At 73.1% G+C, this 24,851-nt stretch carries 20 protein-coding genes; 10 read left to right on the top strand and 10 right to left on the bottom strand.

Annotated elements, in window-relative coordinates; translation table 11 throughout:
- Nucleotides 1–122: 122 nt before the first annotated feature.
- Complete coding sequence (locus tag ACFVWY_RS03165) at nt 123–725, bottom strand: TetR/AcrR family transcriptional regulator (protein ID WP_389866774.1); 603 nt, start codon at nt 723–725, stop codon at nt 123–125.
- A gap of 188 nt (nt 726–913) precedes the next feature.
- The gene (locus ACFVWY_RS03160) at nt 914–2,668 is read right to left on the bottom strand and encodes an acetyl/propionyl/methylcrotonyl-CoA carboxylase subunit alpha (RefSeq protein ID WP_389866772.1); all 1,755 of its coding nucleotides are present in this window, start codon (nt 2,666–2,668) and stop codon (nt 914–916) included.
- Between the two features lie 409 nt (nt 2,669–3,077).
- Between ACFVWY_RS03160 and ACFVWY_RS03155 the strand changes: the two genes are divergently transcribed.
- Nucleotides 3,078–3,530, top strand: coding sequence for a hypothetical protein (locus ACFVWY_RS03155; protein ID WP_389866771.1), 453 nt, complete (start codon nt 3,078–3,080; stop codon nt 3,528–3,530).
- A gap of 52 nt (nt 3,531–3,582) precedes the next feature.
- Here ACFVWY_RS03155 and ACFVWY_RS03150 read toward each other — a convergent pair whose 3' ends face one another.
- From ACFVWY_RS03150 to ACFVWY_RS03135, 4 genes are all read right to left on the bottom strand, one after another.
- A complete protein-coding gene (locus ACFVWY_RS03150; protein WP_389866769.1) occupies nt 3,583–4,194 on the bottom strand; it encodes a Maf family protein in 612 nt (203 codons plus the stop codon).
- 143 nt (nt 4,195–4,337) lie between these two features.
- A complete protein-coding gene (gene mmpB / locus ACFVWY_RS03145) occupies nt 4,338–4,466 on the bottom strand; it encodes a morphogenic membrane protein MmpB (RefSeq protein ID WP_389866767.1) in 129 nt (42 codons plus the stop codon).
- A gap of 72 nt (nt 4,467–4,538) precedes the next feature.
- On the bottom strand, nt 4,539–4,769 hold the full coding sequence (locus ACFVWY_RS03140) for an acyl-CoA carboxylase epsilon subunit (RefSeq protein ID WP_389866765.1): 231 nt from the start codon (nt 4,767–4,769) through the stop codon (nt 4,539–4,541).
- Between the two features lie 14 nt (nt 4,770–4,783).
- Nucleotides 4,784–6,367 carry an acyl-CoA carboxylase subunit beta gene (locus tag ACFVWY_RS03135; RefSeq protein ID WP_389866764.1) on the bottom strand — a complete coding sequence of 528 codons (1,584 nt, stop codon included), beginning with the start codon at nt 6,365–6,367 and terminating at the stop codon, nt 4,784–4,786.
- Nucleotides 6,368–6,522: 155 nt separating this feature from the next.
- Here ACFVWY_RS03135 and ACFVWY_RS03130 point away from each other — a divergent pair, with 155 nt between their 5' ends.
- The 5 genes from ACFVWY_RS03130 to hutH all read left to right on the top strand — a co-directional run bounded on the left by ACFVWY_RS03130 (nt 6,523) and on the right by hutH (nt 12,617).
- Complete coding sequence (locus tag ACFVWY_RS03130; protein WP_389866762.1) at nt 6,523–7,389, top strand: biotin--[acetyl-CoA-carboxylase] ligase; 867 nt, start codon at nt 6,523–6,525, stop codon at nt 7,387–7,389.
- Between the two features lie 252 nt (nt 7,390–7,641).
- Entirely contained in the window at nt 7,642–8,814 is a 1,173-nt protein-coding gene (locus ACFVWY_RS03125; protein WP_389866761.1) for an adenylate/guanylate cyclase domain-containing protein, read from the top strand.
- 90 nt (nt 8,815–8,904) lie between these two features.
- Nucleotides 8,905–9,717 (top strand): enoyl-CoA hydratase/isomerase family protein, encoded by an 813-nt coding sequence (locus tag ACFVWY_RS03120; protein WP_389866759.1) that lies wholly within the window; start codon nt 8,905–8,907, stop codon nt 9,715–9,717.
- A gap of 114 nt (nt 9,718–9,831) precedes the next feature.
- The gene (locus ACFVWY_RS03115) at nt 9,832–10,989 is read left to right on the top strand and encodes a diguanylate cyclase domain-containing protein (protein WP_389866757.1); all 1,158 of its coding nucleotides are present in this window, start codon (nt 9,832–9,834) and stop codon (nt 10,987–10,989) included.
- A 77-nt stretch (nt 10,990–11,066) separates the two neighbouring features.
- A complete protein-coding gene (gene hutH, locus ACFVWY_RS03110; protein WP_389866755.1) occupies nt 11,067–12,617 on the top strand; it encodes a histidine ammonia-lyase in 1,551 nt (516 codons plus the stop codon).
- 150 nt (nt 12,618–12,767) lie between these two features.
- Here the strand turns inward: hutH and ACFVWY_RS03105 are convergent, their stop codons facing one another.
- Together ACFVWY_RS03105 and ACFVWY_RS03100 are read right to left on the bottom strand one after the other, a co-directional pair.
- Nucleotides 12,768–16,796 carry a CARDB domain-containing protein gene (locus ACFVWY_RS03105; protein WP_389866753.1) on the bottom strand — a complete coding sequence of 1,343 codons (4,029 nt, stop codon included), beginning with the start codon at nt 16,794–16,796 and terminating at the stop codon, nt 12,768–12,770.
- Nucleotides 16,797–17,602: 806 nt separating this feature from the next.
- Entirely contained in the window at nt 17,603–17,926 is a 324-nt protein-coding gene (locus ACFVWY_RS03100; protein WP_389866751.1) for a hypothetical protein, read from the bottom strand.
- Between the two features lie 107 nt (nt 17,927–18,033).
- Here ACFVWY_RS03100 and ACFVWY_RS03095 point away from each other — a divergent pair, with 107 nt between their 5' ends.
- Nucleotides 18,034–18,435 carry a hypothetical protein gene (locus ACFVWY_RS03095; RefSeq protein ID WP_389866749.1) on the top strand — a complete coding sequence of 134 codons (402 nt, stop codon included), beginning with the start codon at nt 18,034–18,036 and terminating at the stop codon, nt 18,433–18,435.
- A gap of 276 nt (nt 18,436–18,711) precedes the next feature.
- Entirely contained in the window at nt 18,712–19,974 is a 1,263-nt protein-coding gene (locus tag ACFVWY_RS03090; RefSeq protein ID WP_389866747.1) for an Ig-like domain-containing protein, read from the top strand.
- Nucleotides 19,975–20,306: 332 nt separating this feature from the next.
- Here the strand turns inward: ACFVWY_RS03090 and ACFVWY_RS03085 are convergent, their stop codons facing one another.
- On the bottom strand, nt 20,307–20,903 hold the full coding sequence (locus tag ACFVWY_RS03085) for an RDD family protein (RefSeq protein ID WP_389866745.1): 597 nt from the start codon (nt 20,901–20,903) through the stop codon (nt 20,307–20,309).
- Between the two features lie 63 nt (nt 20,904–20,966).
- On the opposite strand from ACFVWY_RS03085, the gene ACFVWY_RS03080 reads away from it, so the two are divergent.
- Both ACFVWY_RS03080 and ACFVWY_RS03075 read left to right on the top strand, forming a co-directional pair.
- Entirely contained in the window at nt 20,967–21,479 is a 513-nt protein-coding gene (locus tag ACFVWY_RS03080) for a hypothetical protein (RefSeq protein WP_389866743.1), read from the top strand.
- 475 nt (nt 21,480–21,954) lie between these two features.
- Nucleotides 21,955–22,974, top strand: a complete 1,020-nt coding sequence (locus tag ACFVWY_RS03075; protein ID WP_389866741.1) for a carbon-nitrogen hydrolase family protein — start codon at nt 21,955–21,957, stop codon at nt 22,972–22,974.
- 245 nt (nt 22,975–23,219) lie between these two features.
- On the opposite strand, the gene ACFVWY_RS03070 is transcribed toward ACFVWY_RS03075, so the two are convergent.
- Nucleotides 23,220–24,761, bottom strand: a complete 1,542-nt coding sequence (locus tag ACFVWY_RS03070) for a hypothetical protein (protein WP_389867091.1) — start codon at nt 24,759–24,761, stop codon at nt 23,220–23,222.
- Between the last annotated feature and the right edge of the window lie 90 nt (nt 24,762–24,851).

The following is a 24,851-nucleotide window of genomic DNA, read 5'->3' as shown; positions in this document are numbered from 1 at the left end:
CGGGCTGCCGGACGTCCGGTCCGCCCCTCTGCCCGTCCTTCGATTCGCCCCTCAGCACCCTCAGCCCCTCAGCAGGCCCGCCGGGCCGTCGGCCTGCCCGCCTGCCGGTCCTTCGGAACCCCTTAGCAGTCCGCCTCGGCGCTCGCCCCTTTCAGCCCCTGGACGGTCAGTCGCAGCAGACGGCCCGCCAACTCCGGGTCGTCCGGGGACTCCTCGGCGGCCAGGGCGATCGCGTTCGTCAGCTGCATCAGGTCGTCGATCGACACATCGGGCCGTACGGCCCCGCTCGCCTGCGCCCGCGCCAGCAGCGCCGCCCCCGCCTCGCGCATCGGCACGTTGCACTGCGAGAGCGCCGAGGACTCGTCCCGGGACGCCGACATGAGCGCCTGGGCCAGCCCGCGGTACGCGCCCGCGTGCGTGATGATCGTGCCCAGCCACTCCATCAGGGCCTCGCACGGCTGCCGCGCCTTCGCGAGCTCGCGGGAGCGGGCGATCAGGGATGCCAGGGCATCCTGGAAGACCGCGTTCATCAGCGCGTGCCGGTTCGGGAAGTGCCGGTACAGCGTGCCGATGCCCACGCCCGCGCGGCGTGCGATGTCCTCCAGGGACGCGTCGGTGCCGTGCTCCGCGAAGGCGGTGCGGGCCTCGGCCAGCAGCCGGTCGTAGTTCCGCCGTGCGTCGGCACGCATGGGGCGGGGTGGCGTCCGTGCCGCGGTCGTCGCCATGTGCGCACTTCTCCCTTCGTCCGCCTGGCATCCAGGATGCCATCGTGGGTGCCAGGCGGTGGCTGGGGACCGGGCGATGGCCGGGAAGCGCCGGTGACCTGGGCGTGGGGCGGGAAGAGGCCGGGGCCCCTGCCGACGGGTCGTACGACTCGGCAGGGGCCCCGGGCGACGCGGTGGGTGCCGCGCGATCAGTCCTTGATCTCGCAGATGACGGCGCCGGAGGAGACCGAGCCGCCGACCGCGGCGGCGAGGCCCTTCACGGTGCCGGAGCGGTGCGCGTTCAGCGGCTGCTCCATCTTCATGGCCTCCAGGACGACGATCAGGTCGCCCTCCTGGACCTCCTGGCCCTCCTCGACGGCGACCTTGACGATCGTGCCCTGCATCGGGGACGCGAGGGTGTCACCGGAGGCGGCCGAGGCGCTCTTCTTCGCGGCGCGGCGCTTGGGCTTGGCACCCGCGGCGAGGCCGGTGCGGGCCAGCGACATGCCGAGGGAGGAGGGCAGCGAGACCTCCAGGCGCTTGCCTCCGACCTCGACGACGACGGTCTCGCGGCCGGTCTCCTCGTCGGTGTCCGCGTCGGCGGTGGCCGTGAAGGGCTTGATGTCGTTGACGAACTCGGTCTCGATCCAGCGGGTGTGGACCTGGAACGGGTCGCTGGTGAAGGCCGGGTCCGCGACGACGGCGCGGTGGAAGGGGATGGCGGTGGCCATGCCCTCGACGGTGAACTCGGCCAGGGCGCGGGCGGCGCGCTGGAGGGCCTGCTCGCGGGTCGCGCCGGTGATGATCAGCTTGGCGAGGAGGGAGTCCCAGGCGGGGCCGATCACGGAGCCGGACTCGACGCCCGCGTCGAGACGGACACCGGGGCCGGTCGGCGCGGCGAAGGTGGTGACCGTGCCGGGGGCGGGCAGGAAGTTGCGGCCCGGGTCCTCGCCGTTGATCCGGAACTCGAAGGAGTGGCCGCGCAGGGCGGGGTCGTCGTAGCCCAGGGCCTCGCCGTCGGCGATCCGGAACATCTCGCGGACCAGGTCGATGCCGGAGACCTCCTCGGTCACCGGGTGCTCGACCTGGAGGCGGGTGTTGACCTCCAGGAAGGAGATCGTGCCGTCCTGCCCGACCAGGAACTCCACCGTCCCGGCGCCGACGTAGCCGGCCTCCTTGAGGATGGCCTTGGACGCCGCGTACAGCTCCGCGTTCTGCGCCTCGCTCAGGAAGGGGGCCGGGGCCTCCTCGACGAGCTTCTGGTGGCGGCGCTGGAGCGAGCAGTCACGGGTGGAGACCACGACGACGTTGCCGTGGGTGTCGGCCAGGCACTGCGTCTCGACGTGGCGCGGCCGGTCCAGGTAGCGCTCCACGAAGCACTCGCCCCGCCCGAACGCCGCCACCGCCTCACGCACCGCGGAGTCGTACAGCTCCGGGATCTCCTCCAGCGTGCGCGCCACCTTCAGACCGCGCCCGCCACCGCCGAACGCGGCCTTGATCGCGATCGGCAGCCCGTGCTCCTCGGCGAAGGCCACGACCTCCTCGGAACCCGACACGGGGTCCGGCGTACCGGCCACCAGCGGCGCACCGGCGCGCTGCGCGATGTGCCGGGCCGCGACCTTGTCGCCCAGGTCCCGGATCGCGTGCGGCGGCGGACCGATCCAGACCAGCCCCGCGTCCAGCACCGCCTGCGCGAACTCGGCGTTCTCCGACAGGAACCCGTAACCCGGGTGGATCGCGTCCGCACCGGAGTCCTTGGCCGCCTGGAGCACCTTGACCATGTCCAGGTAGCTGGCCGCCGGGGTGTCACCGCCCAGAGCGAATGCCTCGTCGGCCGCACGCACATGCAGAGCGTCCCGGTCCGGGTCCGCGTAGACGGCCACGCTCCCGATCCCGGCATCCCGGCACGCCCGAGCAACACGGACAGCAATTTCGCCACGGTTGGCGATGAGCACCTTGCGCACGATGGCTCCCTCCTTGAAACAAGCTGAGTTTAGGGACTACCGACACGGCCCTACGACCCGTCCCCACTGGTGAGCTTGCCCACACGGAGTGTGATTCGAGGCTTGCTCAAGTCGAAAAATCCCTTGTGGCACCACGGTACGCCGGGATTCATGACCGCACAGTAGCCACAAGGTGTGGTCCAGGTCTCTGTTCGCACGGCCTGCGTCTCTCCGCATTTCTTTGTCGAGTCCCCACTAATGGGGGAGTGATTCTTTGCCCGGCGCACGAGAGTGGCGCATGGGGCTGGTGGGACGTTCCCTGGTGGGAGGGGCGCGAGCGCGGTCCGGAACGGATGATCACCAGACCCTTGTACGAAGCGTTACCCGTTAGTAGGGTCCGCGCTGACGCACGTACTGCAGGTAACAGGGGGTGGGCGCCGTGGTGCGCAGACCGGTGGCGATGGTGGCCGCGCTCGTGTTGTTCGCGGAGGCCGTGGGCGTCGTGCTGATCAACGGCATCCTGGCGACCGTCGTCAAGAACCAGGACATGTCGCTGGCCGGGACGGACCCCACCGTCATGTCCCGCGGCACCTGGGCGATGGGCGGTGTCTTCGGCTGCTACCTGCTGCTGTGCGGGGTGCTTCTGCTGGTGGCCGGAATCCGTGACCGAGCTCCCGGCCGCTTCGCGCGTGTCGTCCTGATCCTCTGCGCCGTGGCGCACGGAGTGCTGGGCGCGCTGACGGTCGGGCTGGTCGGCTGGGCGGCGTTCGCCTGCATGATGGTGGTGCTGGGGCTGATCGTGCTGACGCTGGTGGCGTACGGGACCGGCGCAGCCGAGGAGCCCGCCGGCGCCGCCGGGAGGGACGCCCCGGCGGCGGCCTGACCCGGCCCCGGTGTCCGGAAACCCGCGTCCCGCGTCCCGGGGCCCGCGGGCCTCAGACCCAGAGGTCGGTGACGGAGACGCCCAGCTCGCCCAGGAGCCGGCGCAGCAGCGGCAGCGAGAGCCCGATCACGTTGCCGTGGTCGCCCTCGATGGCGTCGACGAACGGGGCTGAGCGGCCGTCCAGGGTGAAGGCGCCCGCGACGTGCAGCGGCTCACCGGTGGCCACGTAGGCGGCGACCTCGGCGTCGGTGGGTTCGCCGAAGCGGACGGTGGTGGAGGCGGTCGCGGACGCGGTGCGCCCGGTCGCGGTGTCGGTCACGCTGTGGCCGGTGCGCAGCACCCCGGCCCGGCCGCGCATGGACTTCCAGCGGGCCGTGGCCTCCTCGGCGTCGGCGGGTTTGCCGAGCGCCTCGCCGTCCAGTTCGAGCACCGAGTCGCAGCCGATGACCAGGGCGCCCGCCGCCTCCGGGCGGCCCGCCACCGCGGCGGCCTTGGCCTCGGCGAGGACCAGCGCCAGCGCGGCCGGGGTCGGAGCGCTCAGCGCGTCCTCGTCCACACCGCTCACGATCACCTCGGGCGCGAAACCGGCCTGCCGCAGCAGGCCGAGACGGGCGGGGGAGGCGGAGGCGAGCACGAGACGGCGCTGATCAGTCATACGCGCCATCGTAGAAGAGCCGCGCGCAGCGGGAGAGCCGCATGGGGCGGGAGGGCTGTACGGGGCGGGGGAGCCGTACGGGGTGGGGAGGGGCGCGCGGGGTGGGAGAGCCGTGTGCGCCGCGTGGGGCCGGGCCGCGCCCCGCGGACCGCTCAGCGCAGACCGGCCACGAACATCCCGACCACCATCGCGAGCGCGAGCAGCAGCCCCGCGCGGCGCATCATGTCCTGGGCCTCGCGCAGTTCTTTGGGGGGCTTGTTCTCCGGGTCGGACCACAGCATGGAAACGATCCTGCCCGCCCCGGTGACCCGTACGCCTGAGTACGGGTACTCAGGCGTACGGCCGGTCGCGTCCTATCCGGGCCAGTACGTCCGGGCCCAGGCCCGCGGTCCCGGCAGGTGCCGGGTGCTCCGGGCGATGCGCCCCGGGTCGGACCACTGGCCGGGCAGCGCCGGGGCGTCGCCCAGGGCGTCGCCCGGGGCGGAGGTGCCGGACGCCGCCGCCGTCGCCGTCCGGGCGCGCACCACCGCCAGCGCGGCGGCCAGCTCCTCGGGGGTCGGGTTGCCCCGAACGACCTTGATCATGGCCAGGACCCTTTCTAGAGGGGGATGTTGCCGTGCTTCTTCGGGGGCAGCGACTCCCGCTTGGTCCGCAGCTGGCGCAGCCCCTTCACGACGTGCGCGCGGGTGTCGGACGGCATGATCACCGCGTCGACGTAGCCGCGCTCGGCCGCCACGTACGGGTTGAGCAAGGTGTCCTCGTAGTCGGCGATCAGCTCGGCGCGGGTCGCCTCCTGGTCCTCGGCCGCGGCGATGGTGCGCCGGTGCAGGATGTTCACCGCGCCCTGCGCGCCCATCACGGCGATCTGCGCGGTCGGCCAGGCGAGGTTGATGTCGGCCCCCAGGTGCTTGGAGCCCATGACGTCGTACGCGCCGCCGAACGCCTTGCGGGTGATCACGGTGATCAGCGGGACGGTCGCCTCGGCGTAGGCGTAGATCAGCTTGGCGCCGCGCCGGATGATGCCGCCGTACTCCTGGTCGACGCCGGGCAGGAAGCCGGGGACGTCGACGAAGGTCAGCACGGGCACGTTGAAGGCGTCGCAGGTGCGGACGAAGCGGGCGGCCTTCTCGCTCGCGTTGATGTCCAGGCACCCGGCGAACTGCATCGGCTGGTTGGCGACGACGCCGACCGGGTAGCCCTCGACGCGCCCGAAACCGGTGATGATGTTGGGCGCGAACAGGGCCTGGGTCTCCAGGAACTCGCCGTCGTCCAGCACGTGTTCGATGGCGACGTGCATGTCGTACGGCTGGTTCGCCGAGTCCGGGATGAGGGTGTCGAGCTCGCGGTCCTCGTCCGTGGTGGTGAGGTCCGCCGTCTCGGGGAAGGCCGGTGCCTCGGACAGGTTGTTCGAAGGCAGGTACGACAGCAGCGACTTGACGTACTCGATGGCGTCCTTCTCGTCGCCCGCCATGTGGTGCGCCACCCCGGAGGTGGTGTTGTGGGTGCGGGCGCCGCCCAGCTCCTCGAAGCCGACGTCCTCACCGGTGACCGTCTTGATGACGTCGGGGCCGGTGATGAACATGTGCGAGGTCTGGTCGACCATGACCGTGAAGTCGGTGATCGCGGGGGAGTAGACCGCCCCGCCCGCGCAGGGGCCGACGATCAGCGAGATCTGCGGGACGACACCGGACGCGTGGACGTTGCGGCGGAAGATCTCGGCGAACAGACCCAGCGCGGCGACACCTTCCTGGATGCGCGCGCCGCCGCCGTCGTTGATGCCGATGACCGGGCAGCCGGTCTTCAGCGCGAAATCCATCACCTTGACGATTTTCTCACCGTAGACCTCGCCGAGCGAGCCGCCGAAGATGGTGAAGTCCTGCGAGTAGACACAGACCGGGCGGCCGTCGACGGTGCCGTAGCCGGTGACGACGCCGTCGCCGTACGGGCGGTTCTTCTCGATGCCGAAGTTGGTGGAGCGGTGCCGGGCGAATTCGTCGAGCTCCACGAAGGAACCCTCGTCGAGCAGCAGGTCGACCCGTTCCCGCGCGGTCAACTTGCCCTTGGCGTGCTGCTTCTCGACCGCGCGTGCGGAGCCCGCGTGCGTCGCCTCGTCGATGCGGCGCTGCAGGTCCGCGATCTTGCCCGCGGTGGTGTGGATGTCGGTCTCTTCCGGCTCGGACATCGGGTGGCGGCTCCCTGCCTGGTCACGGGGACGGCTGTGCTGCTGATCAGGTGCTGGACACTCGTTGATCAGGTGCTGAACACCTACTGATCCGTAGCGTATCGGCGGGGATACGGATCGGCAGTGCGTCGTTTGCCACACCTAGTCTGGCTTGCATGACACCTTCGGATACGCCACGGAGCCGTTGGTCCGACCTGGACCGGCCGCCCCTCAACGTTCCCGCGCTCCGTCGCGGGCTGCTGCGGCCGGGCGGCCTGTGGACCTCGCTCGACATCGTGCAGAGCACCGGTTCCACCAACTCCGACCTCGCCCGCCGCGCGGCCGGCGGCCTCGGCACGGGCACCGTGCTCGTCGCCGAGGAGCAGACCGCGGGGCGGGGGCGGCTCGACCGCACCTGGACGGCTCCGGCCCGTTCGGGCCTGTTCTGCTCCGTCTACCTGGAGCCGGACGACGTCCCCGCCGAGCGGTGGGGCTGGCTGCCGCTGCTGACCGGGGTCGCCGTGGCGACCGGGCTGGCGCGGGCGGCGGGCGTCGACACGGCGCTGAAGTGGCCCAACGACCTGCTCGTCACGGTGGACGGGGCGGAGCGCAAGGCGGGCGGCATCCTGGCCGAGCGGGCCGGGGACGGCGTCGTCATCGGCATGGGCCTCAACGTCTCCCTGCGCGCCGAGGAGCTGCCCGCCCCCACCGCGGCCTCGCTGGCCCTGGCCGGGGCCGTCTCCACCGACCGCGAGACGCTGCTGCGTGGCGTGCTGCGCTCGCTGGAGCACTGGTACGGCCAGTGGTGTGCGGCGGGCGGTGACGCGGCGGCCAGCGGCCTCCAGGAGGCGTACGCGGCGGGCTGCGCGACCCTCGGCCGGACGGTGCGGGCCCAGCTGCCCGGCGACCGGACCCTCGTCGGCGAGGCCGTGGCGGTCGACGGCGACGGGCGGCTGGTCGTGGCCGCACAGGACGGCACGCGGGAGACCGTGTCGGCCGGGGACATCGTCCACCTCAGGGGCGTGGCGGGCGGCCTGGTCTGACACGGGCCCGGGGCCGCCCCGAGGCGGCGCCGCAGCCGCCCCCGGGACACCCCGGTGGGTGAATCCACGCCCTCCCGCACACCCCTCGCCGACCCCTCACCGGCCGAAACCCTCCGCCTCCCGCGGCCCGCCCGGGAACATTCCGGGAGGCCGTACCGGCGTGAGCCACGGCACACCTGCCGTATCGTTGACTCGATCCACCGACGGACAGATCGGCAGGGCAGTGCGCAGGGAACGGGCAGGAGGCGGCTGGTGACCGTCGACGACACGACCTCCGGTGCGGGCTCACAGCCCCCCTCGGAACCCTCGGTCCACGCGACACCGCATCACGAAGTCGACCATACGGCGGAGCCGACCGACGACCCGCTCGCGATTCGGCTGGAACAGCTGATCCTGGGCGCCGACCGTCGCTACACGCCGTTCCAGGCGGCCCGGACCGCCGGGGTCTCGATGGACCTGGCCTCCCGGTTCTGGCGGGCCATGGGCTTCGCCGACATCGGGCAGGCCAAGGCGCTGACCGAGGCGGACGTGCTGGCGCTGCGGCGGCTCGCCGGTCTCGTCGAGGCGGGGCTGCTCAGCGAGCCGATGGCGATCCAGGTGGCCCGGTCCACCGGGCAGACCACCGCCCGGCTCGCGGAGTGGCAGATCGACTCCTTCCTGGAGGGGCTGACCGAACCGCCCGAGCCCGGAATGACCCGTACCGAGGTCACGTACCCGCTGATCGAGCTGTTGCTGCCGGAGCTCCAGGAGTTCCTGGTCTATGTGTGGCGGCGCCAGCTGGCCGCCGCCACCGGGCGGGTCGTCCAGGCCGCCGACGACGAGGAGATGGTCGACCGTCGGCTCGCCGTCGGCTTCGCCGACCTCGTCGGGTTCACCCGGCTGACCCGGCGGCTGGAGGAGGAGGAGCTCGGCGAGCTGGTCGAGGCCTTCGAGACCACCTCGGCCGACCTGGTGGCCGCGCACGGCGGCCGCCTCATCAAGACCCTCGGTGACGAGGTCCTCTTCGCCGCCGACGACGCGGGCACCGCCGCCGAGATCGCGCTGCGCCTGATCGAGGCGATGACGCCGGACGAGACCATGCCCGCCCTGCGCGTGGGCATCGCCTTCGGCACGGTCACCACCCGGATGGGCGATGTCTTCGGCACGACGGTGAACCTCGCCAGCCGGCTGACCTCGATAGCGCCGAAGGACGCCGTGCTGGTGGACGGGGCCTTCGCCGAGGAGCTGACCCGCACCGGTGACGCCCCGGCCTCCGAGGTGGCGGCGGCGGAGCTGGCCGCGGTGGCCGAGAAGGAGCGCCGCGAGGGCGGCGCGCCGGTCTCCGTGCCGACGTACCGCTACGGGCTCCAGCCGATGTGGCAGCGCCCGGTGCGCGGGCTCGGCGTGGTGGAGCCCTGGCTGCTGGCGCGCCGCACCACCTCCTGAACCCGGCCCGGCGACCCCGCCCCGGAGCGGTTGTCGGGGACGCGCCATAGGATCCCACCGGTAACGCTCGTTAACCGGAGGGGTGAAGTCATGGCCGTCACGTCCGAGCAGCGGTTCGGGGAGTTCGTCGTCGTACGGGTCCACGAGGGGCAGGAGCACGTCGCGGAGCTGGTCCTCGACCGGCCCGGGGCGATGAACGCGGTGTCCACGGACATGGCCCGCTCGATCGCCGCCGCCTGCGACACGCTCGCCGCCGACCCCGGCGTGCGCGTCACCGTCCTCACCTCCAGCCACGAGCGGGCCTTCTGCGTGGGCGCGGACCTGAAGGAGCGGAACTCCTTCACCGACGCCGAGCTGCTGCGCCAGCGCCCCACCGCCCGCGCCGCGTACACCGGGGTGCTGGAGCTGCCGATGCCGACCGTCGCGGCCGTGCACGGTTTCGCGCTCGGCGGTGGTTTCGAGCTGGCGCTGTCCTGCGACGTGATCGTCGCCGACCGCACCGCCGTGGTCGGACTGCCCGAGGTGTCGGTCGGGGTCATCCCGGGCGGCGGTGGTACGCAGCTACTGCCGCGGCGGGTCGGTGCGGCGCGCGCCGCCGAGCTGGTCTTCACGGCCCGCCGGCTGGAGGCCGCCGAGGCGCACGGACTCGGGCTGGTCGACGAGCTGGTGGAGACCGGACGGGACCGGACGGCCGCGCTGGAGCTGGCCGGGCGGATCGCCGCCAACTCCCCCGTGGGCCTGCGGGCGGCCAAGCGGGCGCTGCGGCTGGGGCACGGCCTCGATCTGCGCGCCGGGCTCGAAGTGGAGGACGCCGCCTGGCGGTCGGTGGCCTTCTCCGGAGACCGGGCCGAAGGAGTCGCCGCGTTCAACGAGAAGCGGAAGCCGAACTGGCCCGGCGAGTGACGCGGTCCGGTCCGGCGGCCCCCGGGCGATCGCGCAGCGTGACCGTATGGGCGGAGTGTTCACGGTGCGTGGTCGAATCGATCGAATCTCCGCAAAGGTACATAAGCTGTAGCGATGGGTGATGATGCGCGGCTGCGGGCCGTGGTGGCGCTGGCGCAGGCGATGGCGGCGGCACACACCCCGCGGGGCTCGTGGCGAGCGGCCGCGCTGGGCGCGTGCGAGGCACTGGGCGGCAGTTTCGCCGCGCTCTCGGTGTGGGAGCGCGGGCCCGGCCGGCTGCGCGTTCTGGTGAACGCGGGCGAACGGGCCGAGGGGGAGGAGGAGTTCCCCGAGGGGGAGGTGTACCCGGTGTACCGCTTCCCGGAGATCACCGAGTTCCTGCATGAGCGGTGGGCCGGGGGCGGTGAGCCGGACGCCTGGGTGGAGACCGCCGACGGACCGGCGGACGGGGCGCCGGGCGCTGGCCGGGAGTACGGCAGTGGGTACGGGCGGGAGCGGGTGGCCGCGCTGCGCCGGCGCGGGCGCGGCTGCTGCGTGGTCGCGCCGGTGGTGCTGCACGGGCGGGCCTGGGGCGAGCTGTACGTGGCGCGGCCCCTGGGCGCGCCGGTGTTCGACCGGGCGGACGCGGCCTTCGCGACCGTGCTGGCCGCGGTCGTCGCCGCGGGGATCTCCCAGTCCGAACGGCTGGAGGAGGTGCGCAGGCTCGCGTTCACCGATCCGCTCACCGGCCTGGCCAACCGCCGCGCCGTGGACGTCCGGCTGGAGGAGGCGGTGGAGCGGCACCGGGCGGACGGCTCGGTGGTCAGCCTGGTGGTGTGCGACCTCAACGGACTGAAGTGGGTCAACGACACCCATGGGCACGCGGTGGGCGACCGGCTGCTGGAACGTTTCGGCTCGGTGCTGTCCCGGTGCGGTGCGATGCTGCCGGGTGCGCTGGCGGCGCGGCTCGGCGGGGATGAGTTCTGCCTGCTCGCGGTGGGGCCGGAGGAGGACGAGGTGATCCGGGTGGCTGCCGAACTCTGCGAGCGTGCGGCCGAGTTGGAGCTGGGTGACGGGGTGGCGTGCGGGATCGCGTCGACCGGTGACCCGGTCGGCCCCGTGGTGTCGGCGCGGCGGCTGTTCCGGCTGGCGGACGCGGCCCAGTACCGGGCCAAGGCGGCCCGCTCGACGGTGCCGGTGGTGGCGGGGCGCGACGACGAGGCGATCCGGCTGGCCGACGCCCCGCCCCGGCACGCGCACGAACGCCGCCACCTGCGCGGCAGCCGTCCCTGAGTGTCCCGTCGGCCGGTAAGGGGTCAACCGCGCGACCACTAGTGACATGAAGGGATTCAATCCGTACGCTTCTGAATATGGATATGCATACAGTCGTGGTGGGGACGTCCGGCACCACCGCTCAGGACGTCATCGCCGTGGCCCGGGGCAACGCCCGCGTCGAGCTCTCGCCCGCCGCCCTCGACGCGCTCGCCGCCGCCCGCGAGATCGTGGACGCGCTCGCCGCCAAGCCCGAGCCGGTGTACGGCGTCTCCACCGGCTTCGGGGCGCTGGCCAGCCGGCACATCGGCCACGACCTCCGGGCCCAGCTCCAGCGCAACATCGTCCGCTCGCACGCCGCGGGCATGGGGCCGCGCGTCGAGCGCGAGGTCGTCCGCGCGCTGATGTTCCTGCGGCTGAAGACGGTCGCCTCCGGGCACACCGGCGTACGTCCCGAGGTCGCGCAGACCATGGCCGATGTCCTCAACGCGGGCATCACGCCGGTCGTCCACGAATACGGCTCGCTGGGCTGTTCCGGGGACCTGGCCCCGCTCTCGCACTGCGCGCTGACGCTGATGGGCGAGGGCGAGGCGGAGGGCCCGGACGGCACCGTGCGCCCCGCCGGCGAACTGCTCGCCGCCCACGGCATCACCCCGGTCGAGCTGCGCGAGAAGGAGGGCCTCGCCCTCCTCAACGGCACCGACGGCATGCTCGGCATGCTCGTGATGGCCCTCGCGGACCTGCGCGCCCTCTACACCTGCGCCGACATCACCGCCGCCCTCTCCCTGGAGGCGCTGCTCGGCACGGACAAGGTGCTCGCCCCGGAGCTGCACGCCATCCGCCCGCACCCGGGCCAGGGCGCCAGCGCCGACAACATGCTGCGGGTGCTCGCCGGTTCCGGGCTCACCGGTCACCACCAGGACGACGCGCCCCGGGTCCAGGACGCCTACTCGGTGCGCTGCGCGCCCCAGGTGAACGGCGCGGGCCGGGACACCCTCGACCACGCCGCGACCGTCGCCGCGCGCGAACTGGCCGCCGCCGTCGACAATCCGGTGGTCCTGCCCGACGGCCGGGTCGAGTCGAACGGGAACTTCCACGGCGCGCCCGTCGCGTACGTGCTCGACTTCCTGGCGATCGTCGCGGCCGACCTCGGCTCCATCACCGAGCGCCGCACCGACCGGCTGCTGGACAAGAACCGTTCGCACGGGCTGCCGCCGTTCCTCGCCGACGACGCCGGGGTGGACTCGGGCCTGATGATCGCCCAGTACACCCAGGCCGCCCTGGTCAGCGAGATGAAGCGGCTCGCGGTGCCCGCCTCGGCCGATTCGATCCCGTCCTCCGCGATGCAGGAGGACCACGTCTCGATGGGCTGGTCGGCGGCGCGCAAGCTCCGTACCGCGGTGGACAACCTCACCCGGATCGTGGCCGTCGAGCTCTACGCGGCCACCCGCGCCGTCGAACTGCGCGCCGCCGAAGGGCTGGTGCCCGCGCCCGCCTCCCGGGCCGCCGTCGAGGCGCTGCGGGCGGCCGGGGTGCAGGGGCCGGGACCGGACCGCTTCCTCGCGCCGGACCTGGCCGGGACCGACGCGTTCGTACGGGCCGGAAAGCTGGTCGAGGCCGTCGAGGCGGTGACCGGGCCGCTGGCCTGAAGGGGCCGGGGAGGGCCGGAGCGGGCCGGAGCGGGGTTCTGAGGGCCGGAGCGGGCCGGGCCGACCGGTGACGGCAGAGGGCCCGCGTCCGGGCTCCTGGGAGGAGCGCCGGACGCGGGCCCGTTCATGGTCCCGGTGGCCGGGTTCCGGCTAGGCGGACTTCTTGGGCCCGTCCTTTCCGGAGCGCTTCACCTCGACCGTGGCCGTGGCCTTCGCGGAGGCGACCTCGGTGCCGTTCGGGGTGAGCGCGCGGGCGGTGGCCGTGTCGGTGACACGACCGGCCTTCGCGTCCTCCTCGGTGACCGTGTGCGGCGGGACCGTGCAGGTCATCGACGCGCCGGGGGCGAGGGTCGTCTCCGGGCAGGTGACCTTGCCGCCGGTCGGATCGATGACCGTCACGTCGTGCAGGGTGGTCTCGCCGGTGTTGGTGACCGTCAGCTCCCAGTGGATGACGTCGCCGGGCCGGGCGGTGTCCGTGCCGCCGCCACCACCGCCGCCGCCGGACGGGCCGCGCGAGGAGCAGCCCCCGTGCTTGCCGCCGGAGGAGCAGTGACCGCCGCCCTTCTTCTCGACCTTCGCCTTCTTCACCAGGCTCAGCGAGCCCTGCTCCGGCTCGGAACCGGTGGCGGTGAGGCGTGCGGAGTCGCCCGGGGAGACGACGACCGCGCCGATGCCGTTGACCGCGGTGGCGTGCGCGGTGTTGTCCACCCGGCCGGCCGTGGCGTCGGCGGCCGTCACCGTGTAGACGGCGGTGCAGGTGGTGGACGCGCCCGCGGCCAGTTCGGTCACGGGGCAGGACGCCTCAGGCCGGACCCCGGTGCCGGTGAAGGCGGTGTCGAGGACGCGCAGGTCGTGCACGGCCGCGTTACCGGTGTTGGTCACCTTGTACGCGTAGGTCACGGTCTCCCCGACGGCGGCCCTGGTGGGGCTGACGCTCTTGTCGAAGGCCAGTGAGGCCCGCGAGACGCTCACCGCGGCATCCGCGTTCGGGGACGTGACGTTCTCGGCGTTGTCGGTCCGGGTCGCCACGGCGTGCGCGGTGTTGGTGATCTGGCCCGCCGCGATGTCCTCGTCGGTGACGGTGTAGCCCGCGGTGCACAGGACGTTCCCGCCCGGCGGGATCGGCTCCTGGGGGCAGGCGGCGGCCGGTGCGCCGCCGCTGCCGCTGAACGCGCTCTCCACGACGCGGGGCGCCACCAGGGTGGTGGAGCCGGTGTTGGTCACCGTGAACTCGTACGCGACGGTCTCGCCCGCGGCCCACACGGTGCCCGGCGCGGCCGTCTTCGCGATGCGCAGCCCGGCGGTGCCGGTCGTGGTCAGCACGCTGCCGCTCCGCTCGGAGACGACGTCTTCCCCGCCCGGCTCGAGAGCGGCGGCGGTGGCGGTGTTGTCCACCGCTCCGGCGTCGATGTCGGCCTGCGTCACCGTGTAGGCGGCGGTGCAGGTGGTGTCGGCGCCCGGTGCGAGTGTGGTGACGGGGCAGGACACCTCGGGGGAGCCCCCCGTGCCGCTGAAGCCGTTCTCGACGATGTGCAGCCCGTGCAGGGTGGTGGTGCCGGTGTTCCTGACGCGGAAGGAGTAGGTCACCCGCTGTCCGGCGGCGTCGACCGAGGCCGGGCTCACCGACTTCTCCAGCGACAGGCCCGGCCGGGCCGGTGGCCCTTCCAGGACGACGGAGCCGGTGTTGGAGGTGACCTCGCCGTCCGCGGAGGTGCCGGTCGCGTGCGCGGTGTTCGCGACGGTGCCCTGGTCGATGTCCTGCTGGGTCAGCGTGTAGGCCGCGGTGCAGGTCTGGGATCCGCCCGCCGGGAGGGAGCCCTCGGGGCAGGACACGTCCGGCTTCGGACCGCTGCCGGTGAACTCCGTCTCGTCGATCGCGATGTCGTCCAGGGTGGTGTTGCCGGTGTTGACCACCTCGTAGAAGTAGGTGATCTCCTGGCCGACGGTGAAGTCCTCGGGCGCGTCGGGTGCGGCGGACTTGCGCAGTGCGAGTCCGGGTTCCCGGTTGATGAGCACCGTGTCACTGTCCTGGGCAACCACCTCCTGTCCGTCCGGGGAGAACCCGGATACCTGGGCGGTGTTGGTGAAGCCGCCCTGGTCCACGTCCAGTGGCTCGGTGACGTAGCTGCTGTGGCAGGACACCGACTGACCCGGTGCGAGCGTGTGGTCCCACCCGCCGCAGTCCAGCGGCAGCAGCTGGCCGTGGCCGGTGAACTCGATGTCCTGGGTCTGCACGTGGGAGAGCGTGGTGTTGCCGGTGTTGGTGAGGGTGTAGGTGTACCGCACCTCCTGGCCGGGCTGGGTGATCGGCCCGCTGTCCGACGTCTTGCTGACGTCGATCCCCGGCGACCGTTCCGCCTCGACACGTGCCTGATCGGCCGGGGACTCGACGACCTGGCCGGAGTTGTCGACGGCCATGGCGGTGACCGCGTTGTCGATCCCGCCCGCGTCGATGTCCTGCTGGGTGACGGTGTAGGTGGCCGTGCAGGTCATCACCTCGCCGGGGGCGAGGGAAGTGGTGGGGCAGGAGGGCGCGGACAGGGGGCCGGTGCCGGTGAAGCCGTGCTCGTCGAGCGCCACGTCATTCAGCGAGGACGTGCCGGTGTTGGCCACCTGGTAGTGGTAGGTCACCTGGTCCCCGGCGGCGTTCACGGTCGTCGGGTCGACGCTCTTGTCGACGCTGATCTCGGGGCTCGGCCGGAGCACGTAGACGCTCGCCGAGCTGTCCGCCTCGGTCACCTGGCCGTTGGTGGCCTCGCCCCTGGCGTGGGCGTCGTTCGTGACGGCGCCCTCGTCCGCGTCCTGCTCGGTGACCTGGTAGTCGGTGGCACCGCACACCCGCACCTCGCCCGGCAGGATCGGCCCGCAGTCGAAGTGGGCGCCGAGGCGCGGGTCGTCGACGGCGACGTGGTCCAGCACGGTGGTGCCGGTGTTGGTCACGTGGAAGGTGTAGTGGAGCACGTCGCCGGGTGCGGCGGCCTGCTGGTCCACCTCCTTCACCAGGTCCATCGAGGCCTGGCCGACGGCGAAGTTGTCGATGACGCAGTGGATCTCCCCGGACCGCACCGCGCGGAAGGTCCAGTCGCCGGGCCCGCCCTCCAGCGGCAGCTCGTTGCCCGTGTCGTCGGTGCAGCGGGCCTCGGAGTGGTACTGGTCGGGGAAGGGCGGGAAGAAGTCGTTCGTCAGGTGGTCGAACAGGTGGTAGGTGCGGCCCGGCTCGACCGGCACCGGCGGGGCGGTGACGACGTCGTCGCCGTTCTGGCTGGTGTTCGAGGTCAGCAGGTTGCCGGTGTCGTCGAAGACCCCGATCTTGAACTGGTCGTCGGGGTGGTTGCGGCCGTGGATCTGCTTGGTCAGGAACAGGTTCGCCGCCGCCACGGGCAGCGCGCACTGGGCGCCGTCCTGCTGGGTCTCCGGGACCTCACCGATCGCCGACGCGGTCCGCGCGCCCAGGTCGATGCGGACGAGGGTCCGGTCGGAGATCCCGTAGAGGTACGTGCCGTCGGTGAAGGTGGCCCGGAAGAGGGACGACGGGTAGTCCCCGGCCACCGGCCCGAGGTCGTCCAGCTGTTGCGTGTCGGGGCTGAAGAACACCAGGTGCGCGGGCGGGGCGCTGGTGGCGCCCCGGAGCCCGTACAGGCCGGTTCCGTTCGGGCCGTCCATGTACGACCAGTCGCCGGGCGCCTGCTGGCCGACGTCACCCGACGCGAGGACGACGCCGTAGGCGGGCGAGCTGGGGGAGAGATCGATCTCGGCCCACTGGCCGGAGTCGCTCATGATCCACCAGTGGCCCTGCGGATCGATGTCGCCCGCGACCGGGGCGAACGGGGCGTCGAAGCCCACGGGCTCCAGGGCGCCGCTCTCCCCGACCCGGAAGACCTGGTGGGTGGGGTCGTCGACCTGGACTCCGTAGAAGTACTCGTCGAGCGGGTTGTAGCCGACGGCCTCCATGCCCAGCGCGGTCTCACCGGCCGCCGACACACCGCCGGAGGACGGGTCGATCTGGGTGATCCGCGGCGGGGGCTCGCCCTCGGCCGGCAGGGTCTGGAAGGTGTAGCCGGTCGGCTGGTCGGACGGACAGGGCCAGGCCGGCAGCGCGCTCGCCCGGGGGGAGACGGCCGCGGAGCCTGCCCGCGGGCCGTCCGGCACGCCCGTCGCGATTCCCTGGCCGACCGTCATGGCCAGTGTGGTGGCCCAGGCAACCGCCCATACGGCGGTTCTCCGGCGCCGCCCGCGTAGGCGGGCCCCGGCTCCCCCGGCACCCGTGGCGGGTCCGCCTCCCGGCAGACCCGACCGCGCATGGTGTCGCATCCGTCACTCCCTGTCGCCATCGGTTGGGTTGGCCCGAGGAGAGCAGATGGCGGGGCGGGAAGGCGGCGTACGGGACGCGCCGGGCCGGGGAAATCCACCGAAAGATACGTGCGATGGGTCGTTTGGCCCGCTGTAACTGGCTGTCCCGCCCCGCGACGTGGGACGGGACGGACGCGGCGGGCTCGTCGCACGGCGGCCGACGTGCTGGCCGGTCTGGAGCGAAGTCCCCTTTTCCGGCGGGTCGTTGTCGTGAGCACCGCCCGATGGGCATCCTCTTCGGCCAGCTGTGGCGATGCCGTGCGGCGCCTCGGCGAGCGCCTGGCCGCTCGGTCCCTGGGCCCGGATCGGAGCGACGCCGCCGGGTTCACGGCCTTCGCCGCGAGCGTCCCGCGCGCACGCCCGGAAGCGGCGACGGCGGGCGAGACGCGGCAGATCATGCGTCCCGCGCGCACGCCGCGGGAGCGGCCGGGCGCGGGACGGTGACGGCGCTCGACCCGGAGGGGGACGGTCCGGCGCCTTACGGAGGGCTTCGCCCGGTGCGGGGCCCGGCGCCAGGCCGCGGCGGTGCTCGCCGACGGCGCCTGCCAGCGCGCCGCCGAGCGGGTCCGGAGGAGGCCGACGCGCTACCGGGGGCCGGGCGGACGGTCCCGCTGACCGAGGGGCTCCACCACGCCTCAGCCCCGCAGCGGAGCCGAGGCGCCGCGCGAGGTGCGCGCGAACGCGGCGCCGATGCCCAGGGCCGTCACCCCGCCGATCAGGTACGGGGTGGTGTCGACCCCGGCTGCGGTCCCGGTCCCGCCCCCCGCTTCGCCTCCGGCCTCGGCGCCGGTCAGCCCCGGTGCGGACGCGGGGGTCCGGGCGGTGACGGCCAGTCTCTCCCGCGCCTGCCCCGTACCGGCCGGCTCGTCCGTCGCGTTGGCGGACGGAACGAACCACAGTGCGGCCAGCAGAGCGGCCGCGGCGGTGGAGGTCAGGAGCGGGCGACGAGCGGCGGCCACGGAATCGATCCCCTTGTCACAGCCGTGAGTTCAGCAAGTGCGCCGATGCTAGTGAAAGCAGCGGGTCGCGGGAAAGCCGGGGGTCCGGGGAGCTTACGCTCCGGCGCATGAGCACATCTGAGTCAGCGCGTTTCGTACGGCTTCGTGTCGAAATAGTGCTGGAGATCACGGACTCCGCCGCTCTCGGCGGCACCGCACTGGAATCGATCGCCGCCGAGTACGGGGAGCCGGGCGGCGAGTCCGCCGGGGAACGCCAGCGCGCCGAGGCCGCCGTACGGGAGGACGACGCGGAGGCCCTCGCTTCGCTCGTCGACCCGTTCGACCTGGTCAGCGGGGTACCCGGAGTCGAGATCGCCCAGGCTTCCTGGAGCAGCGAATCCGTCGACTACGACCCGGAGGACCCGGACGCCTGGGAGTTCGACGCCGAGGACGACACGGCGGACACGTACGCGGACGACCGTGCGGAGGACGGCGGGGAGGGGGTTGCGGGCGTCCCGCACAATGGATGAGAACGACGTCGGTCACGTCGCCGCGGGCGGCGGGACCGACAGCTGGTGAACACCGGCCCCGGCCCGTTCCGTACACGGGCCGGGGCCGTTCCGTCCGCTGGTCGCCGGTGTGCGGCCGGCATCGGGAACCACCGCGGTCGCGGGCGCGTCGATGAGTGTTGTTCCCCACATCTTTCGCGGATGTGGAACGGAGGACTCTACCCACGGGTTCTAGGACCATTGACGGGTTTCGCCGGTGCGGCGGCTCCGCTCGGGGTTTTTGGGGATTCGGCAACGATGGAGAAGCGTGTGATGACGGACAGCAAGCGGCGCAGGGGCCTCATGGCCGCGTCCGCACTGCTCGGCGGCGTTCTGGTACTCACTGCCTGCAACGACGATGGTGGTGGCGGCGCCGACGGCTCGAAGCAGTCACAGGCCTCCGAGGTCGACAAGGCGGCGGCCGAGGACGCGTCCGAGGCCCAGATAACGATCTCGCCCAAGAACGGTGCGACCAACGCGAGCATCAACAACGACGCCGCGGTCACCGTCGCCAAGGGCACGCTCACCCAGGTCGCGATGACCAGCACCGAGGGTGGCGAGGTCAAGGGCACGCTCGCCGCCGACGGCAAGAGCTGGAAGCCGGACGCGCAGCTGGAGCGCTCGACCACGTACAAGATCAACGCCACGGCGAAGGACTCGAAGGGCCGCGAGGCACACGAGAACACCTCCTTCACCACCGTCTCGCCCGCCAACAGCTTCATCGGGAACTTCACCCCCGAGGACGGCTCCACGGTCGGCGTCGGCATGCCGGTCTCGATCAACTTCAACAAGGCGATCACGAACAAGAAGGCCGTCCAGTCCGGGATCACCGTGACCTCCAGCAGCGGCCAGCAGGTCGCCGGTCACTGGTTCAACGCCCAGCGTCTCGACCTGCGCCCGGAGAACTACTGGCAGGGCGGCTCCACCGTCACGCTGAAGCTGGCGCTGGACGGGGTCGAGGGCGCGGACGGCGTCTTCGGCGTGCAGCAGAAGACGGTCACCTTCAAGGTCGGCCGCAACCAGGTCTCGACCGTCGACGCCAAGACGAAGATGATGACCGTCACCCAGGACGGCAAGACGATCAAGACCATCCCGATCTCCTCCGGTTCCCCGGACAACCCCACGTACAACGGGCAGATGGTGATCTCCGAGAAGTTCAAGGAGACCCGGATGAACGGTGCGACCGTCGGCTTCACCGACTCCGACGGCAAGGGTGAGTACGACATCAAGGACGTGCCGCACGCCATGCGGCTCTCCACCTCGGGCACCTTCATCCACGGCAACTACTGGGGCGCGCGCTCGATCTTCGGCAGCGCGAACACCAGCCACGGCTGTGTCGGCCTCGCCGACGTGAAGGGCGCGGGCGACGCCAACCAGCCCGGTGCCTGGTTCTACAACAACTCCCTCGTCGGTGACGTGGTCATCGTCAAGAACTCCCCGGACAAGACCATCTCCCCGGACAACGGCCTCAACGGCTGGAACATGAGCTGGGCGCAGTGGACGGCGGGCTCCGGGGCCTGATCCCCTCCCGGCCCGGGGTCTGATCCCTTTCCGGCCCTGAGGTCCTTCTTCCCGTACGGAGGCGGCGGCGCCCCGGATTCCTTCCCGGATCCGGGCACCGCCGCCTCTGGCGTTCCCGCGACTTCCCGTCCGGCTCTCCTCGCGGCCTCACATCCCCCGCCACGACCGCTCCAGAGCCTCGCGCCGGTCATCGTCGTCCGCTCCGTCCGGCGGCGGTCCGGCGGCGGTCCGACGGGGTCCGGCGGGGTCGGACGGGGGCCGGCGGGGTCGGACGGGGGCCGACGGGGGCGTGAACGCACGGGCGCGTGGAGGTACGGGGCCAGGGGACCGGTTCAGCGGTACGCGGCGGCCGCGGCGCGATGGGCGGCGAGATCTCTGCGGCGGACCTGCCGCACGCCCAGCGGGTCGGCGCGCCCGAGCACGTCGCGCCCTGCGGCCCCGGGTCCGGTTCCGCAGCCGGCTCCGGCTCCGGCCGTGGCTCCGGTCCGGGCCCCGGCCGCGGCTCCCGGCCCGAAGGAGGCGGTGAACAACGACCGCAGCCCGTACCAGGGTTGCAGCAGCACCGAGGACAGCCCGTACAGCCAGCGCCGCGCCAGCGTCCAGGGCCCCGGGCGCCCGGCGTCGGGCATCCGGACCACCCGTATCCCCATGAGCAGTTTGCCCGCACCCGCTCCGGCCAGTGAGGTGAGCACCACGTGGTTGAGGAAGGAGAACGCGAGCGCCGGACCGAGCAGCAGGCCGGCCGCCTCGACGGCCGTGGCCGTGTCCATGTGCGGCCGGGCCAGCAGACCGGCGGTGACCAGGCACAGGTAGCAGTCCAGGCCGACGGCGAGGTAGCGCCGCATCTCGCCCACGCGCGGCGGCACGCGCGTCGCGGTGCGCTGCCCGGAGAAGTTCCGGTTGCGCCCCTCACCCCGTGAATTCGTCATGGCCGAATCATCGCCGAAGATCCGCCGCCCGGAGCCTGGGCGGACGCCCCTACTCTCGCCCCCATGACTGTTGCCGTCACCGCCATGATCACCGCCGTAGTCGGAGTGCTCGGTACCCTCCTCGCCCCCGTACTGGCGCAGCGCCTGACCGTGCGTCAGCGTGCCGAGGAGGTCCGGCTCGCGGACGAGCGACGGCGGTTCGAGGAACGGCGTGCCCAGTACACGGCCATGAACCGGGCGTCCCGTCAGTTCCACACCCTTCTCAAGGACGCCCTGCACCGCATCCGGGACGGCGTCTACACCGAGCATGAACGCGCTCAGCTCGAAGAGGCCCGCCTGGACCACCGCGACCGCTACGCCGAGGCCCAGATGATCGTTCCGGAACGGATACTGCGGGCCTCCCGCGAGGCCAACCGGGTCCTCGCGGGCTCGGACGCCTTGGTCAAACGCCTGGACCGGGGCGTGGCCCGGGAGGGCGAGAACGTCGAGCGGGCCCTCGCCGACCTGAAGGCGGCCGACACCCGCCTCGGCGCCCTGCGCCGACTGATGCGCGAGGACCTCGGCGTCACCGACTAGGGTCTTTCGTTTGGATCAGGCTGGATCAGGGAGCGGGGGCTGGTGCGTGCAGCTGCAAGGCGGAGGAAGGAGCCGACGCGGAGCGTCGGTGACTGACGACAACGCGGCAGATGTGCGTGCCAGCCCCCGCGAGCCCGGCATGATCCAAACGAGAGGCCCTAGCGGCTGTCCCCGCGACGGCCTGCGGGCGGCAGTCCAGGCGAACCCGTTCCAGCAGAGGCCGACGCCGCCGGTGCGAGGACGTTCCGGGACTCGCGCCGGACGGGGATTGCGGCGAAGTCCCGTACGGGCGGCGGCCGGCCGTGTCACACTGCGCGCGACCGGCGTCTTTCCCGGCCGCGTCCGCGCGGTCGGCGGCCCCGCACAGGGCAGGGGGGCCGGTGTGTCCGGGCGGCGGGCCCGGGAGCCGCTGCTCATCCGCCGTTCGCCGACGGGCCCGCGCCCCCGGGCCACCCGACCACGTACGGAGGACCCCATGCCCTCTCCCGCCGCCAGGCGCCGAACGGTCGCGGCGGTCCACGCCGCACCCGTGTTCATGGACACCGAGGCGACGGTCGACAAGGCCGTGGCCCTCATCGAACAGGCCGGCCGGGAAGGCATCGACCTGCTGGTGTTCCCGGAGACCTTCGTGCCCGGCTATCCGTACTGGATCGAGGCGTACGCCCCGCTGGACCAGCAGGCCGCCAACGCCGCCTACGCCGGGGCCTCCGTGGAGGTGCCGGGACCTCAGATCGCCCGGATCCAGTCGGCCTGCCGACGGGCCGGAGCCGGGGTGGTCCTCGGCGTCAGCGAGCGCCTCGAAGGCACCCGCACCTGTTTCAACAGCCAGGTCTTCATCGACCCCGACGGGGCCCTGCTCGGCGTGCACCGCAAGCTCCAGCCCACCTACGCGGAACGGATCGTGTGGGCCCAGGGCGGCGGCGCCACGCTCCGGGTGTTCGACAGCACGCTCGGCCGGATCGGCGGACTGGCCTGCTGGGAGCACACCATGAACCTGGCCCGGCAGGCCCTGATCGTCCAGGGGCAGGAGATCCACGCGGCGGCCTGGCCCGGGTTGTCCACCATGGCTGGCTTCGAGGCCGTCGCCGACGGACAGATCGACGCGATGATGAAGACCCACGCTCTCACCGCCCAGGCGTTCGTGGTCTCCGCGGGCAACCCCGTCGACCGTACGTGTCTGGACTGGATGGAGTCCGCGCTCGGCCCGCAGGAGCACATCACCGAGGGCGGCGGCTGGTCGGCGGTGATCCACCCCTTCACCCAGTACCTCGCGGGCCCGCACACCGGCTCCGGGGAACGCCTGGTCACCGCCACGATCGACCTCGACGACCTCGACGCCGTCAAGGTGTGGGTCGACTCGCGCGGCCACTACGCGCGACCGGAGATCCTCGGGCTGCGGGTCGACCACCGGCCGCTCTGGCACGACGAGGGCGTCCGCCGGTGGCCCGCCTCCCCGGACGACGACGGACCCGGGACCGAGGACGGGAAGGACTGAGCGGACCGGGCGGTCTGGGCGGACCGGGCGGTCTGGGCGGACTGGGCGGACTGGGCGGACTGGGCGGTCTGAGTGGACCGAGCAGGCCGAGCAGGCCGAGTGGACCGGGCGGGCCGAGCGGACCGAGCGGACCGAGCAGGCCGAGTGGACCGGGTGGGCCGCAGCGCGCCGCCCGGCACGTGGGTGCCTGTGGTTCCCACCGCCGGGTACGCGCGCTCCCGAACCGCCACGGCCGCCACGGCGCGTCAGCAGCTCCCGAACGGCCACAGCCGGTACGGCGCGTCCAGCCGGTACTCCCCGCCCCGCCGCACCGTCAGCCGCGTCCACCCGCCCTCCGCCCGCAGACACCCGCCGCCGCCCGCCCGCAGCCACGGCGAAGGGGCGATCCGTACCGTCACCGACCCGGCGGCGGGCATCCGCACCACCAGGGACGCGTCGTCCCCGCGTACGACCGTGCCCGGCGCGGAGACCAGCGGCACCGCCCCGCGCACCCGGTAGATCCGCCACTCCGCGTCCCGCCACACCGGCTCCAGCCAGGCGGCGCCGCGCCGGACGAGCGCCGCCTCCGCCTCGGCCGGGCCGTCCGGCCTGCCGTTGTGCAGCACGACCAGACCCACCGCCCACCGCTCCAGCCAGGCCCGGTACGCGGCCGGGCCCGGCCCCTCGCCGTAGAAGAGCCGCCCGCGCTCCACGTCCAGCTGCCGGTTCCAGCCGCGCGCCATGTTCACGTACGGCGCCAGCAGGGTCGCCTCGCGGTGGTCGCGGGCCGGGACGACCTCCACCCGCGTCCGCCCGGCGCCCAGCCGGTGCAGCGCGGTGACCACACCGTCGGTGTGCCGCGCCCAGGCGGGCACCGCCGTGGACACGCGCAGATCGTCGTCCGTCCGGTCGGCCAGCCACCCCGAGGTGAACACCAGCACCCCGCCGAGCACCGCCGCCCTCAGCCGCCTCCCCCACGTGCCCGTGGCACGGACCCCCAGCGCCACGAGCAGCACGGGCGGCCCCGCGACCCCCACCAGCCGCTCCACGTTCGTCCCGATGGGCGAGGCGACCAGAAAGGTCAGGACGACCCCGGCCGCGTAGACCGCCGCCGCGCGCCGGAGCACCCCGAGCCCCCTCCCGCGCGGCACCGCACACCACAGCGCCGCACAGGCCACCAGCGGCACCCACAGCCGGCCCGCCGCCATCGGCTGCTCCCCGGTGAACGGGAACACCAGCGTCGTGACGGCCACCAGCACGAACGGCGGCACCACCAGCGCCCCCGCCCGCCGCCACCGCCCGCCCAGCCCGTACGCCGCTCCCACCACCACCAGGAACAGCCCCGCCACTGGGCTCGCCGCCGTCGCCACCGCCGCCCACCCCGCCGCGAGGCCCGCACGGCGCCGTACGGACAGCAGCGCGACCAGCCCGAGCGCGACGCCCACCGCGAACGTGGTCCGCCCGGAGGCCGCGTTGCACCAGAGCGTCAGCGAGCCGAGCACCGCCACCGCGACCGGCCACCGCACCCCGCCCCGCACACAGAGCCGCCCCACGGCCCACGCCCCGCCGACCCCCGCCGCCACGGTCACCGTCCGCACCCCGAACGCGGCCATCAGATGCGGGGTCAGCAGGCTGTAGTTGGCGGGGTGCGCCCCTCCGTACCAGGAGAGGTTGTACGCGGACCCCGGATGCCGCGCGACGAAACCGGCCCAGGCGAACTGCGCCGCCAGGTCGCCGCCCCCGGTCGCCAGCACCAGTGCCCACGTCAGGTGGAGCGGCAGGGAGACGAGCACCGCGATCCCCGGCACCCGCCACTGGTCCGCCGCCCACCACCGCCCCGGCCCGTCGCCCGGTCCGGCACCCGGCCCGTCGCCCGGTCCGGCATCCGGCCCGTCGCC

The organism is Streptomyces sp. NPDC058195 (genome assembly GCF_042883525.1).
Taxonomy (GTDB): domain Bacteria; phylum Actinomycetota; class Actinomycetes; order Streptomycetales; family Streptomycetaceae; genus Streptomyces.
This window is presented reverse-complemented; position numbering and strand designations above follow the sequence as displayed.